Origin of the sequence: Streptomyces sp. NRRL F-5650 (assembly GCF_000721365.1) — a bacterium.
GTDB classification, from domain to species: Bacteria; Actinomycetota; Actinomycetes; order Streptomycetales; family Streptomycetaceae; genus Streptomyces; species Streptomyces ardesiacus.
Map to the genome: position 1 here is coordinate 42,797 of NZ_JOGV01000049.1, position 12,471 is coordinate 55,267.

10 protein-coding genes and 2 pseudogenes are annotated in these 12,471 nt (G+C 74.9%); 7 read left to right on the forward strand and 5 right to left on the reverse strand.

Translation table 11 applies throughout. The annotated features are described in order from the left end of the window. Positions 1–1,251, forward strand: a complete 1,251-nt coding sequence (locus tag IG88_RS0131875; RefSeq protein ID WP_031048837.1) for an MDR family MFS transporter — start codon at positions 1–3, stop codon at positions 1,249–1,251. A 45-nt stretch (positions 1,252–1,296) separates the two neighbouring features. Here IG88_RS0131875 and IG88_RS40430 read toward each other — a convergent pair whose 3' ends face one another. Both IG88_RS40430 and IG88_RS0131885 read right to left on the reverse strand, forming a co-directional pair. Then, positions 1,297–2,469 (reverse strand): hypothetical protein, encoded by a 1,173-nt coding sequence (locus IG88_RS40430; RefSeq protein WP_051852140.1) that lies wholly within the window; start codon positions 2,467–2,469, stop codon positions 1,297–1,299. Positions 2,470–2,592: 123 nt separating this feature from the next. Beyond that, complete coding sequence (locus IG88_RS0131885; RefSeq protein ID WP_031048841.1) at positions 2,593–3,342, reverse strand: CDP-alcohol phosphatidyltransferase family protein; 750 nt, start codon at positions 3,340–3,342, stop codon at positions 2,593–2,595. A gap of 109 nt (positions 3,343–3,451) precedes the next feature. Between IG88_RS0131885 and IG88_RS0131890 the strand changes: the two genes are divergently transcribed. From IG88_RS0131890 to IG88_RS44610, 5 genes and pseudogenes are all read left to right on the forward strand, one after another. Then, positions 3,452–4,480, forward strand: coding sequence for a zinc-dependent alcohol dehydrogenase (locus tag IG88_RS0131890; RefSeq protein ID WP_031048844.1), 1,029 nt, complete (start codon positions 3,452–3,454; stop codon positions 4,478–4,480). A 115-nt stretch (positions 4,481–4,595) separates the two neighbouring features. Then, on the forward strand, positions 4,596–4,994 hold the full coding sequence (locus IG88_RS0131895; RefSeq protein WP_031048846.1) for a 6-pyruvoyl trahydropterin synthase family protein: 399 nt from the start codon (positions 4,596–4,598) through the stop codon (positions 4,992–4,994). Continuing rightward, positions 4,991–6,207 (forward strand): annotated as a pseudogene (locus IG88_RS39300) (glycosyltransferase family 4 protein). Before IG88_RS0131895 ends, IG88_RS39300 begins: the two are co-directional and overlap by 4 nt. 350 nt (positions 6,208–6,557) lie before the next feature. Beyond that, a complete protein-coding gene (locus IG88_RS43575; protein ID WP_420712111.1) occupies positions 6,558–7,535 on the forward strand; it encodes an SAM-dependent methyltransferase in 978 nt (325 codons plus the stop codon). After that, positions 7,532–8,380: pseudogene (locus tag IG88_RS44610) on the forward strand (lysylphosphatidylglycerol synthase transmembrane domain-containing protein); the annotation flags it as partial. The gene IG88_RS43575 and the pseudogene IG88_RS44610, both read left to right, overlap by 4 nt. Positions 8,381–8,490: 110 nt before the next feature. Here IG88_RS44610 and IG88_RS41915 read toward each other — a convergent pair. Then, positions 8,491–9,243: a creatininase family protein gene (locus IG88_RS41915; RefSeq protein ID WP_078861674.1), complete on the reverse strand. Its 753-nt coding sequence runs from the start codon at positions 9,241–9,243 to the stop codon at positions 8,491–8,493. Between the two features lie 102 nt (positions 9,244–9,345). On the opposite strand from IG88_RS41915, the gene ribA reads away from it, so the two are divergent. Beyond that, positions 9,346–10,008, forward strand: a complete 663-nt coding sequence (ribA, locus tag IG88_RS0131925; RefSeq protein ID WP_031048855.1) for a GTP cyclohydrolase II — start codon at positions 9,346–9,348, stop codon at positions 10,006–10,008. A 24-nt stretch (positions 10,009–10,032) separates the two neighbouring features. On the opposite strand, the gene IG88_RS0131930 is transcribed toward ribA, so the two are convergent. After that, entirely contained in the window at positions 10,033–11,265 is a 1,233-nt protein-coding gene (locus tag IG88_RS0131930; protein WP_031048857.1) for a serine hydrolase domain-containing protein, read from the reverse strand. A 206-nt stretch (positions 11,266–11,471) separates the two neighbouring features. Continuing rightward, complete coding sequence (gene gnd / locus IG88_RS0131935) at positions 11,472–12,353, reverse strand: phosphogluconate dehydrogenase (NAD(+)-dependent, decarboxylating) (protein ID WP_031048860.1); 882 nt, start codon at positions 12,351–12,353, stop codon at positions 11,472–11,474. Positions 12,354–12,471 lie beyond the last annotated feature (118 nt).

Below are 12,471 nucleotides of genomic sequence, written 5' to 3' on the forward strand. Positions count from 1 at the left end.
ATGACGTCCGCCTCCATCCGCAAGTCCGCACCGGCGTCGTCCGGTCGGCGCACCGCCCGGCTCACCACGCTCTCCCCGCTGCTCCGGCTGCTCGTCCTCACCCAGCTCGCCTTCAACATCGGCTTCTTCGCCGTGCTGCCCTTCCTCGCCGAGCACCTGGGGCAGTCCGTCGGCATGGCGGGCTGGCTGGTCGGCTTCGTGCTCGGGCTGCGGACCTTCAGCCAGCAGGGGCTGTTCGTGGTCGGCGGTGCCCTCGCCGACCGGTACGGCATCCGGCCCGTCGTGCTCACCGGGTGCGTGCTGCGGATCGCCGGGTTCGCCTGGCTCGGGTTCGCCGAGCGGACCTGGGCCGTCGTCGGCGCCGTCCTGCTGATCGGATTCGCCGCCGCGCTCTTCTCACCGGCCGTCGAGTCCGAGGTCGCCCGGCAGGCGGTGGTGTGGGAGGAGTCGGGAGGCGGCGACCGGACCCGGGTGCTCGCGCTGTTCACCGTCGCCGGGCAGGCCGGGGCCTTCGTCGGGCCGCTGCTGGGCGCGCTGCTGCTCGCCGTCGACTTCCGCACGGCCTGCCTCACCGGCGCCGGTGTCTTCGTGCTGGTCCTCGCCGGGCACGCCCGGCTGCTGCCGCAGCGCATCCCCGGGCGGGTCCAGGTCCGGGTCGGGGGCGGGGCACGGCTCGTCCTGCGCAACCGGCGCTTCCTCGCCCTGTGCTGCGCCTACGGCGCCTATCTGCTCGCCTACAACCAGCTCTACCTCGCGCTGCCCGCCGAGGTGGAGCGGGCCGCCGGTTCGCAGGCGCCGCTGGCCTGGCTGTTCGCGCTGTCGTCGCTGCTGGTGGTGACCGCGCAGCTTTCGGTGACCCGGTGGGCGGGGGAGCGGCTGGCGCCGCGCCGGTCGATGGCGGCCGGCCTCGTGCTGATCGCCGTCGGGTTCGCGGTCGTCGGGCTGGCGCGGCCCGCCGGGTGGACGGGGACGGACGGGCTGGTACCCGCCGCCGGGTTCGTCGTCCTGCTCACGCTCGGGCAGATGCTGGTGGCCCCCGTCGCCCGTGCCTGGGTCCCGGACCTCGCCGAGGAGGGGCGGCTCGGGCTGTACACGGGGGCGCTGTCCTCGGTCTCCGGGCTCGTCGTGCTCGCCGGCAGTTCCGCGACCGGCCTGCTGCTGGACACCGGCTTGCCGGTCGCCGTGCCGTGGCTGGCGCTGGCCGCGGTGCCGCTGGTGGCGGTGGGGGTGCTGCCCCGGCGGGGGCACTGAGGCGGCGCCGGGCCGCACAGGGGCCCCGTTCCGGCCTCGGCCCGGTCAGGTGCGCTGGACGTCGCGCAGTGCCGCGTGCGGCGCGGCACCCGACAGGGCCTCGTTCATGCGGCGCAGCATCAGGGTGTTGAGCCCGGTCTGCGTCTCGTTGTCCACGACCGCTCCCGGGCCGTCCTCGTCCTGCGCGATCAGCGCGACGTACGGCCCCCGGCGCAGCATGCACATGAGGCCGACGTCCTGGCCCTCCCAGACGGCCCGGTAGCCGGCGAACCGGTCGCCGAGCGGCGTCCCGTCCGGTGGGGTGTACGCCGAGGGGTCGGGCCGGAAGCCGGCCGAGGCGTCGTTCCGGAAGGCGTCCGCCAGTGCGTCGAAGGTCTTCTCGGCGTCGCCCTCGGACGCGTGGACCAGCACCTGGAGCTCGGCGTGCCACCCCGTCTCCTCCGAGTTCCCGTGAGGGGCGTAGCCCGCCGCGGCACCGGCGCGCACGCGCTTGCCGCAGGGCTCGGGGTGCTCGCCGCAGACCGTGCCCTCGTAGCCGCCCCGCTCGCCGTCGGGGAAGGCGTCGCCCGGCAGACTCTCGAAGGAGGTTCCGGCCAGGGCCGCGCGGTCGGGCAGGATCGCGTCGGCCGTCTCCCGGGTGGCCGGCAGCGGATCGACGACGGGCGGCTTCGAGGCCCCGTGGTCCGAGGACCCGCCGTCCGACGTCCCGTGGTCCGAGGTGCCCGGTCCCGCGTCCTCGTCGCCGTCGGTGAACACGCGGGCGCCGCCGTACCCGGCGAGGGCGACCAGGATCATGAGGGCGACGGCGAGCACGGCGAGGAGCCACCGGCCCTGCCGGTTGTTGTTGACGGTCAGGGGGCCCAGCGAGATCTGGTTGCGGTGGACCCGGGCCCCGCCGCCGACCACCACGCTCCCCGTGATCGACTGCGGCGGCCGTTCGGTGGCCGCGTCGGCAAGGACTCCGAGACGGCGGCCGAAGGCCGGGTCGGCGGCCACCTCCCGCTCCAGGATCGCCCGCACCGCGGCCCTGCCCGCCGCATTGCCCGGGTTCCCCACGAACGCGTCCAGCGCGGCACGGTCGTCCTCGGTGCCCCTCAGCCGTTCCCGGAGCGCCCCGAGCAGCGCCTGCGCCGCCATTCCGCCCGCCGCGGACGCCCCACCGTCGATACCCTGGGTCAGGACGTGCAGGACTTCCGACACCAAGTCCGGGGTGTCCACGTGCCCCTCCCTCCCCGCGCACCTCTGCCGTCACGGGCTCCGCGCCACGTTCGGTCACTCGCCGGAGCCCCGTCCGGAACGGGGTCATACCCACCACCAAGTGCCCAGTAATCCCTGGGGAGTTCACCTGATGCGCCAGCCCGCCGGCGACCGCCGCCGCAACCACCGCACGTCCCGCCCGAACGACCACACCAGCAGGCCCAGCGCCACCGTCACCACCCCGGCGCTCACCCCGCGCGGCAGCAGGCCGGTACCGGCCAGGAGCAGCAGTACGCCCTGCAGCGCGGCCACCGTCTTGCGGGCCGTGCTCGGCGGCAGCGGTGCGGTCAGCCAGGGCCACACCCGGGCCGCGGCCACGAACACGTACCGCATGGCTCCGATCAGCAGCACCCACGGGCCCAGGTCCGCGGCGACGTAGACGCTGAGCACCAGGATGAGGAAGGCGTCCACCTCCATGTCGAAGCGCGCGCCCAGCGGTGTGCACGTGCCGGTGCGGCGCGCGACCCTGCCGTCCACGCCGTCCAGGACCAGGGCCACGGCCGTCAGACCGACGAGGAGGGGGACGGGCGGCGCGTCGCGGAAGGAGTCCGCGACCAGGGCGGTGACGCCGCCGACCAGGGCGGTGCGGCCCAGGGTGACCCGGTTGGCCGGGCCGAACGACGGCGGCCGGGATTGGTGCAGGGCGCGGGAGAGCACCGCCCAGGTCGCGAACGCGAACACCGCACCGGCCAGCCAGCCCGCCGTACCCAGGCCGATGGCGGTGCCCAGCAGAGCCAGCAGCAAGAGCATCGCGCCCGCTCCCACCGCGGTCTCCTGCTGAACGGACCTCGCGGTACGGACGTCATAGGCGTCGTACGTGTTGTTCAGGGCCACCGAACACCCTCCGGCCGTGTGACAGAGTCGGTCAACGCCGCCGCGTCGTACGCGGCTTGCGCGTCCCTGGGTACGCGGGTGGCCTCCCGATCGTTCAGGAGGAGTTCCGATGACACGCAGGGCACGGGCGTTCTGGCTGGAGGCGCCGGGCGCGGGCGCGATCCGCGAGGTGGAGCTGCCGGTACCGGGCCCGCGCGACGTGCTCGTGCGGACGCTCTTCAGCGGCGTGAGCCGGGGCACCGAGACCCTCGTCTTCGGCGGCCGGGTGCCCACGACCCAGTACGCGGCCATGCGCGCGCCGTTCCAGGAGGGCGACTTCCCGGGGCCGGTCAAGTACGGGTACCTCAACGTCGGCGTGGTGGAGGAGGGCCCCGAGCCGCTCGCCGGGCGCACCGTCTTCTGCCTCTACCCGCACCAGACGCGGTACGTCGTCCCGGCCGCCGCCGTCACCCCGGTGCCGCCCTCCGTGCCGGCCGGGCGGGCCGTGCTCGCCGGCACCGTCGAGACCGCCGTCAACGCGCTGTGGGACGCGGCGCCGCTGATCGGCGACCGGGTCACCGTCGTCGGTGGCGGCATGGTCGGCTGCTCCGTGGCCGCGCTGCTGGCCCGGTTCCCCGGGGTGCGGGTCCAGTTGGTCGACGCGGACCCGGGCCGGGCGGAGGCCGCCCGGGCGCTCGGCGTCGGGTTCGCGTCCCCGGGCGGCGCGCTCGGCGACCGCGACCTCGTCGTGCACGCCAGCGCGACCGAGGCCGGACTCGCGCGGTCGCTGGAGCTGCTGCGGCCCGAGGGCACGGTCGTGGAACTGAGCTGGTACGGCGACCGGCCCGTCGCCCTGCCGCTCGGTGAGGCGTTCCACTCCCGGCGCCTGACCCTGCGCGGCAGCCAGGTCGGCACCGTCTCCCCGGCCCGGGCCGCCACCCGCGGCCACGGCGACCGGATGGCCCTCGCGCTCGAACTGCTCGCCGATCCCGCCCTCGACGCACTCGTCACCGGCGAGTCCGCGTTCGCCGGACTCCCGGACCTGATGCCCCGCTTGTCCTCCGGCGCCGTACCCGCGCTGTGCCACCGGATCCGGTACGAGGACGAGAACGACAGCGAGGACGAGGACAGCGAAGCGGACGGCCGCAGCGGCGCCTGACCCCGCGGAATGACGTACGGGCCCACTGAACAGGGGGAGGCGTCCGGCCGTAATAGACGGCACCCGCGCAGCGATCGGCGGGGGACCAGACGTGCCACACCTGGAGGGTCGTCCGTTGTTCAGCATCACCGTCCGCGATCACATCATGGTCGCCCACAGCTTCCGCGGCGACGTCTTCGGGCCCGCCCAGCGCCTGCACGGAGCGACGTTCCTGGTGGACGCCACGTTCCGGCGCGAGGAGCTGGACGAGGACAACATCGTCGTCGACATCAGCCTGGCCACCCGGGAGCTGGGTGCGGTCGTCGCCGAGCTGAACTACCGCAACCTCGACAACGAACCCGACTTCGCCGGTGTCAACACCTCCACGGAGTTCCTGGCGAAGATCGTCGCCGACCGGCTCGCCGAGCGCGTGCACCAGGGCGCGCTCGGCGAGGGGGCCAGGGGCCTGGCGGGCCTCACCGTCACCCTGCACGAGTCACACGTCGCCTGGGCGAGTTACGAGCGTGCGCTGTGACCGCCGCCTCAGGAGCGACGGCGGCAGTCCGCGGGCGCACCCGGCCCGGCCACGTTCCCGCGCGGACCACCGGGCCGGACGCCGACCCGGCCCCGGAGAACGGGGGGATCGTCCCCATGGCCCTGCGCTCCGTGCACTTCGTCGTGCCCGGCGGCGTCGACGACCCGGCCGCCCCGAGCGGCGGCAACGCCTACGACCGGCGGGTACGGCTCGACCTGCCCGGCTTCGGCTGGCGGGTGCGGAGCCTGCCCGTGCCCGGCGACTGGCCCCGGCCGGACGCCGCCGCCCGCGCGGAACTCGCCCGCGCCCTCGGGCGGTTGCCGGACGGCGCGGTCGTCCTCCTCGACGGCCTGGTCGCCTGCGGGGTGCCGGAGATCGTGGTTCCGGCGGCCGGGCGGCTGCGCATGGCCGTCCTCGTCCACCTCCCGCTCGGCGACGAGACCGGCCTCGACCCCGCCGTCGCCGCCGGTCTCGACGCCCGTGAACGCGCGGTACTGCGCGCCGTCCCCGCCGTCGTCGCCACCAGCGACTGGGCGGTGCGCCGCCTCGTCTCCCACCACGGCCTCGACCCCGCCCGGGTGCACGTCGCCGCCCCCGGCGCCGACATCGCGCCGCTCGCCCCCGGCACCGACGGCGTCTCCCGGCTGGTGTGCGTCGCCGCGGTCACGCCCCGCAAGGGACAGCACCGGCTGGTGGAGGCGCTGGCGGCCGTGGCCGAACTGCCGTGGAGCTGCGTGTGCGTCGGCGGGCTCGGCCAGGACCCGGAGTACGTCGCCCGGCTGCGGTCGCAGATCGCGCGGCACGGGCTCGCGGAGCGGCTGGTGCTCGCCGGACCGCGGACCGGCGCCGAACTGGACGCCACCTACGCGACCGCCGACCTGATGGTGCTCACCTCCTGCGCCGAGACCTACGGCATGGCGGTGACCGAGGCCCTCGCCCGCGGTGTCCCGGTGCTCGCCACCGACGTCGGCGGCCTCCCGGAGGCGGTCGGACGCGCCCCCGACGGAGGGGTGCCCGGCATCCTCGTCCCGCCGGAGGACCCCGCCGCGCTCGCCGCGGAGCTGCGCTGCTGGTTCGGCGAGGCGGACGTACGACGCCGCCTCAAGGGCGCCGCCCGCGTCGCCGCGCCGCCCTGAACGGCTGGGCGAGCACCGCCCGGAGCCTGGCCGGAGTACTCCACCGGCTGCCGGACGGACCGGGGAGGGCGGCATGAGCACCAGCGAGCGCCCCGCACCGGCAGCGGGCACCGTCCCGGCGCGGCCGGGCCCGCGGGAGGCACCCGGCGCCACGAACGCCGCGGCCCCCGCCGCACCCCCGGACCGTCCGGTTGCCGCCGGTCGCACCGTCGCACCGCCTGCACCCGGCCCCGGCCGCGGCCCGGGCGCAGACCGGGTGGGCCCGCTTGCCCGCCCGCTCCAGGCCGGACCCGGCGGCGCACCCGGCGGTTCCGCACCCCAGCGGTCCGGCGACGCCGTCGAACAGAGGGGGGACCCGACCTGGACGTCCCCCGGCGAGCCGCCTGCCGGTGGACGCGGACGGCCGCCGGCCTCGGTCGGGCGTCGCCTGCCGTCCGCCACCGGTGGGCCGGAACAGCCGTCCGCCCGGCCGCACGGGCGGCCCGCCGCCGAACGCCCCGCCGCCAATCGCCCCATCGCCGAACGCCCCACCGTCCGCCTCCGCGAGGCACCGGTACACGGGCACCCTGTCGGCTCGCCGCGCTACGCCCCCGAGTGGCTGCGGCTGCGGGAGTCCGCCGACGCCGCCGCGCGGGCCCACGACCTGCTCGACCCGTTGCGGATCAGGCTCGCCGATTCGCCGGGGCGGGCGGACGGGCTCGTCGTGCACGACCTGGGCTGCGGCACCGGGTCGATGGGACGCTGGCTCGCCCCGCTGCTCGACGGCCCCCAGCACTGGGTGCTGCACGACCGCGATCCCTACCTCCTGCACTTCGCCGCCGTCGCCGCCCCGCACACCGCCGCCGACGGCAGCCGTGTCACCGTCGAGACCCGCCGCGGTGACCTCGCCCGGCTCACCCCGGACGCCCTGACCGGCGCCGCTCTGGTGACCGCCTCCGCGCTGCTCGACGTCCTCACCGCCGCGGAGGTCGGCAAGCTCGCCGCCGCCTGCACCGCCGCCGGCTGCCCGGCGCTGCTGACCCTCTCCGTCGCCGGGCGCGTCGGCCTCACCCCCGCGCACCCCCTGGACGCCGAGATCACCGAGGCGTTCAACGACCACCAGCGGCGTACCGGCCTGCTCGGCCCCGACGCGGTCACCACCGCGGCCGAGGTCTTCGCCGGACGCGGCGCCACCGTGCGGGCGCACTCCAGCCCCTGGCGGCTGGGCCCCGGCGACGGCGCACTCACCGCCCAGTGGCTGCGGGGCTGGGTCGCAGCGGCCGTCGAACAGCGTCCCGAGCTGCGCGAGCGGGCCGGACGGTACCTGGAGGAGCGCCTCGCGGCCTGTGCGGCCGGGCAGTTGCGCGTGGTCGTCCACCACACCGACCTGCTGGCGCTGTGCCGGCCGACGGGCGGTGCCTCGTGAGCGCGCCGCGCACCCCCCTCGGCGCCCTCGCCGGCGCCGCGCTCCTCGCCGTACTCCTGTGGCGGCTCGGCACCGGCGCCTTCCTGGACGGGCTGCGCCGGATCGACGCGGTCGCGGTGCTGGCCGCGCTGGGGATCGGCCTGGTCACCACGGTGTTCAGCGCCTGGCGCTGGGCCCTGGTGGCCCGTGGCCTGGGCATGCGGCTGCCGCTCGAAGCGGCCGTGGCCGACTACTACCGCGCCCTCTTCCTCAACGCCGCCCTCCCCGGCGGTGTCCTCGGCGACGTGCACCGCGCGGTGCGGCACGGGCGGAGCACCGGCGACCTGGGGCGCGGTGTGCGGGCCGTCGTCCTCGAACGGGTGGCCGGTCAGGCCGCGTTGACCGGTGCCGGGGCCGTCGTGCTGCTCACGATGCCGTCCCCGGTGCGGGCGGCGGTCCGGCAGTTCGCGCCCCTCGTGGCGCTGTCCCTGCTCGGCGCGCTCGCCGTTCTCCTCGCCCTGCGCGTGAACCGGAGGCCCGCAGGCCGGAAGCGCTCCGTACCCCGGACGCTCTCCGCCCGCCGGACGGCCCCGCGCCGGGGACGGGCCCTGCGGTCGGTGCTCGGCGAGGCGCGGGAGGGGCTGCTGTCCCGGCGGAACCTGCCCGGCGTCGCGGTCGCCTCCGTCGTCGTACTCGCCGGACACCTCACGATGTTCGTGCTCGCCGCCCGTGTGACCGGCAGCGGTGCCTCCGTCGCCGTGCTGGTGCCGCTGGCCGTGCTGGCCCTGCTCGCCATGGCGCTGCCGCTGAACGTCGGCGGCTGGGGACCCCGGGAGGGCGTCACCGCCTGGGCGTTCGGCGCGGCGGGGCTCGGCGCGGGCACCGGACTGGGCGTCGCCGTGGTGTACGGCGTGCTCGGCCTCGCGGCGAGCCTGCCCGGCGCCGTCGTCCTTCTCGCCCGCCGGCACACCGGCCGCTACGCGTCGCCGCCCGCCCCGTCGGCCACGGTGACCGTCACTCCGGTCAGCAGCGCGAAGCATTCCGCGAAGGAATCCGCCAGGCTCGCCAGCAGTTCCTTGCCCTTTTCCGCCGACCCCAGCGAAGGGCGCCCGATGACACCCGAAGCGGTGTAGGCGGACATACCGAGGGAGAGCAGATGACGCCGGTCGTCCGCGACGAAATCGGCGGCCTCGTAACCGGGCCGCACCCATTCGGGATGAGCGTGCAGCAGAATGGAGGTCTCGATTTCCCCGGCGTGCATGTCGGTGAGCAGCGAGGTGACCACCCCCGCCCGTCGCCGCGCCGTCTCCCAGTCCTCGGCGGCCGGGAACAGCGCCAGCCGCTCACCGCGTGCCGAGGACTCCTGGACGACGTTGCCCAGGACGTAGTTCCCGCCGTGCCCGTTGACCACGACCAGAGCCCCGACCCCCGAGCGGCGCAGGGAGTCCGCTATGTCCCGCACCACCGCGTGCAGGGTCACGGAGGAGATGCTCACGGTCCCCGGCCAGTCGGCGTGTTCGTGCGAGCAGCCGATCGTCACCGGTGGCAGCAGGTGCACCGGATACGCGTCGGCCAACTCCCGTGCGACGGCGCACGCGACGAGGGTGTCGGTCGCCAACGGCAGGTGCGGACCGTGCTGTTCGTAGCTCCCCACCGGCAGCACCGCGACCTTGTGGCCCCGCACCCGCACGTCGTCGCTCGTGTCCGCCGGCACCAGTGAGACATCCATTCACGCACGGCCTTTCAGGTCGTTTGAACAGTCGGCCGAACCGCCTGTTGCACGGTTCTGCCGAACAGTCCGGTGAGCAATCAGTTGGGAAACGCGAGAATCATGACAGAAGAAGTCGGTGTACTCGGCGAGAAGACGTCCCGGCGCACGGACGTGGAGCGGATCGTGGAGACACCGCTGCCCACCGTCTACGGGAAGTTCCGGGCGTACGGCTACCTCGACCACGAGCGCGGCGACGAGCAGGTGGCCCTCGTCCACGGCGACCTGGACACCGAGGGCGTACTCACCCGGCTCCACTCCGAGTGCCTGACCGGCGACGCCTTCGGCTCCCGGCACTGCGAGTGCGGCGCCCAACTCGCCTCCGCCCTGCGGCAGGTGGCCGACGCGGGCAGCGGCGTCGTGGTCTACCTGCGCGGCCACGAGGGGCGCGGCATCGGGCTGCTCGCCAAGCTGCGCGCGATGGCGCTGCAGGCCGGGGGACTGGACACGGTGGAGGCGAACCTCGCCCTCGGCCTGCCCGTGGACGCCCGCGACTACGGCGCCGCAGCCCGCATCCTCGACGACCTCGGGGTGCGCTCCGTACGGCTGATGTCCAACAACCCGCGCAAACGGGAGGCGTTGGTGCGGCACGGCATCCGGGTCACCGAGCAGGTGCCGCTGCTGATACCGCCGTGCGAGTCCAACATCACCTACCTGCGCACCAAGCGGGAGCGGCTCGACCACCACCTGCCCCACCTCGACGCGATGGCGCACGTGCCGTCGTGAGCGCCGGGACGGACACGGGCGGGATCAGTCCGCGAGGGCCCGGTGCACGAGCCGCTTCAGGTCCGGGTAGACGGCGTGCGAGGACCTGGGCCGCACCTGGGTCATGAACTGAACGCTCAGGTCACGGCCCGGGTCGACCCAGAAGGTGGTCGTCGCCACCCCGCTCCAGCCGTACGTCCCGAGCCCCGACGGCGACTGGGTGCGGGCCGGGTCGGTCACCACGGAGACGCCGAGGCCGAAGCCCACGCCGTCGTTGGCGGGCGTGTCGTGCGCGGGACGGCTGCCCACGGCGCGCAGGTCGGCGCCCCCGGGGAGGTGGTTGCGGGTCATGAGGTCCACCGTGTGCGGGGCGAGCAGCCGGACGCCGTCGAGTTCGCCGCGCCGCCGCAGCAACTCCGCGAAGCGGTGCACGTCGTGGGCCGAGGAGACCAGGCCGCCGCTGCCCGACAGGAACCGCGGGCGGCCGCCCCGCAGCGGCAGCCCGGCAACCGGTGCGATGCCGCCGTCCTCCGTCTCGCCGTACAGCTCGGCCAGCCGGTCCGCCCGGGCGTCGGTGACGTGGAACCCGGTGTCCGTCATGCCGAGGGGACCGAAGATCCGTTGGGCGCAGAACACGTCCAGCGGCTGCCCCGAGACCACCTCCACGAGCCGCCCCAGCACGTTGCTGGCCACCGAGTAGTTCCACCGGGTGCCCGGCTCGAACTGCAGGGGCAGGCGCGCGTACAGGTCGACCGTCTCGGCCAGGTCGGCGCCCGGCAGCACGGACGAGGCGACACCGGCCGCCCGGTACAACGCGTCGACGGGGTGGGCGTGGTAGAAGCCGAACGTCAGCCCGGCCGTGTGGGTCATCAGGTGCCGGACGCGGACCGGACCGGCGGCCGGGCGGGTGACGACGTCCTCCCCGGTGCCCCCCGCGTAGACCCGGGGCTCCGCGAAGGCCGGAAGGTACCGGTCCACCGGGTCGTCCAGCGACAGCCGGCCCTCCTCCACCAGAATCAGCACGGCCACGGAGGTGACGGGCTTGGTCATGGAGTAGATCCGCCACAGCGTGTCGGCCGTCACCGGGAGGCCGGCCGCGACGTCCCGCAGCCCGTGCACGGTCAGATGGGCGACCCGGCCGCCGCGCGCGACCGCGACGAGAAATCCGGGCAGCCGGCCCTCCTCCACCTGCCGGGCGAAGTGCCCGTCGAGCCGCTTCAGCGCCTCGGGGTCCAGCCCGGCCGCGCCCGCGTCGACCTCCTGCCGCAGGGGTGGCATCGCCATCGCTCTCCTTGATCGTTCTTCGGGGCGGTTCTGGCATACCCCGCCCACGCGCCCCCGGAACCACGGGCGCGTGGGGATCAGGACCTGCGACAGGAGCGCGGGGCGGCGACACGGAGCGGCCGGCGTCAGGCCGCCGGGCCCCAGCGGGAGGGCCTGGGGCCCGAGGCCGGCCGGTCACGTCAACGTGCTTCGGGCGCCGCCTACTTCTTGACCGACTCCACGGCGTGGCCGCCGAACTGGTTGCGCAGCGCGGCGATCATCTTCATCTGCGGCGAGTCGTCCTGGCGGGACGCGAACCGCGCGAAGAGCGAGGCCGTGATCGCGGGCAGCGGCACCGCGTTGTCGATGGCCGCCTCCACCGTCCAGCGGCCCTCGCCGGAGTCGTCGGCGTAACCGCGCAGCTTTTCCAGGTGCTGGTCCTCGTCCAGGGCGTTGACCGCGAGGTCCAGGAGCCAGGAGCGGATCACCGTGCCCTCCTGCCAGGAGCGGAAGACCTCGCGGACGTTGTCCACGGAGTCGACCTTCTCCAGCAGCTCCCAGCCCTCGGCGTAGGCCTGCATCATGGCGTACTCGATGCCGTTGTGGACCATCTTGGAGAAGTGCCCGGCGCCGACCTTGCCCGCGTGGACGTAGCCGTAGGGGCCGTCGGGCTTGAGGGCGTCGAAGATCGGCTTGAGGTCGTCGACGTGCTCCTTCTCGCCGCCGACCATCAGCGCGTAGCCGTTCTTCAGCCCCCACACGCCGCCCGAGACACCCGCGTCGACGAAGTTGATGCCGCGCTTGCCCAGCTCCTCGGCGTGCCGCTCGTCGTCCGTCCAACGCGAGTTGCCGCCGTCGATGACGGTGTCGCCGGGCTTGAGCAGCGTCGCGAGCTGGTCGATGACGTGCTGGGTGGCGCCGCCGGCCGGGACCATCACCCAGACCGCGCGGGGCCGTTCCAGCCGGTCGACCAGCTCGACCAGGCTGTCGACGTCGGCCCGCTCGGGATTGGTGTCGTATCCGACGACGGTGTGGCCGGCGTTGCGCAGACGCTCGCGCATGTTGCCGCCCATCTTGCCGAGACCAACGAGACCGATCTGCATGTCAGTGCACTTCCTTCAGTTCACGGTAGGCGGCCACGAGCGCGGCCGTGGAGGGGTCGAGGCCGGGTACGTCGGTGCCCTCGGTGAGGGCCGGTTCGACGCGCTTGGCGAGTACCTT

Excerpts from the sequence above, each read along its gene's own strand:
- IG88_RS41915 (WP_078861674.1), bottom strand. The coding sequence starts at position 9,243 with ATGGATGTCTCACTGGTGCCGGCGGACACGAGCGACGACGTGCGGGTG.
- ribA (WP_031048855.1), top strand. The coding sequence starts at position 9,346 with ATGACAGAAGAAGTCGGTGTACTCGGCGAGAAGACGTCCCGGCGCACG.
- gnd (WP_031048860.1), bottom strand. The coding sequence starts at position 12,353 with ATGCAGATCGGTCTCGTTGGTCTCGGCAAGATGGGCGGCAACATGCGC.
- IG88_RS0131930 (WP_031048857.1), bottom strand. The coding sequence starts at position 11,265 with ATGCCACCCCTGCGGCAGGAGGTCGACGCGGGCGCGGCCGGGCTGGAC.
- IG88_RS0131875 (WP_031048837.1), top strand. The coding sequence starts at position 1 with ATGACGTCCGCCTCCATCCGCAAGTCCGCACCGGCGTCGTCCGGTCGG.
- IG88_RS0131890 (WP_031048844.1), top strand. The coding sequence starts at position 3,452 with ATGACACGCAGGGCACGGGCGTTCTGGCTGGAGGCGCCGGGCGCGGGC.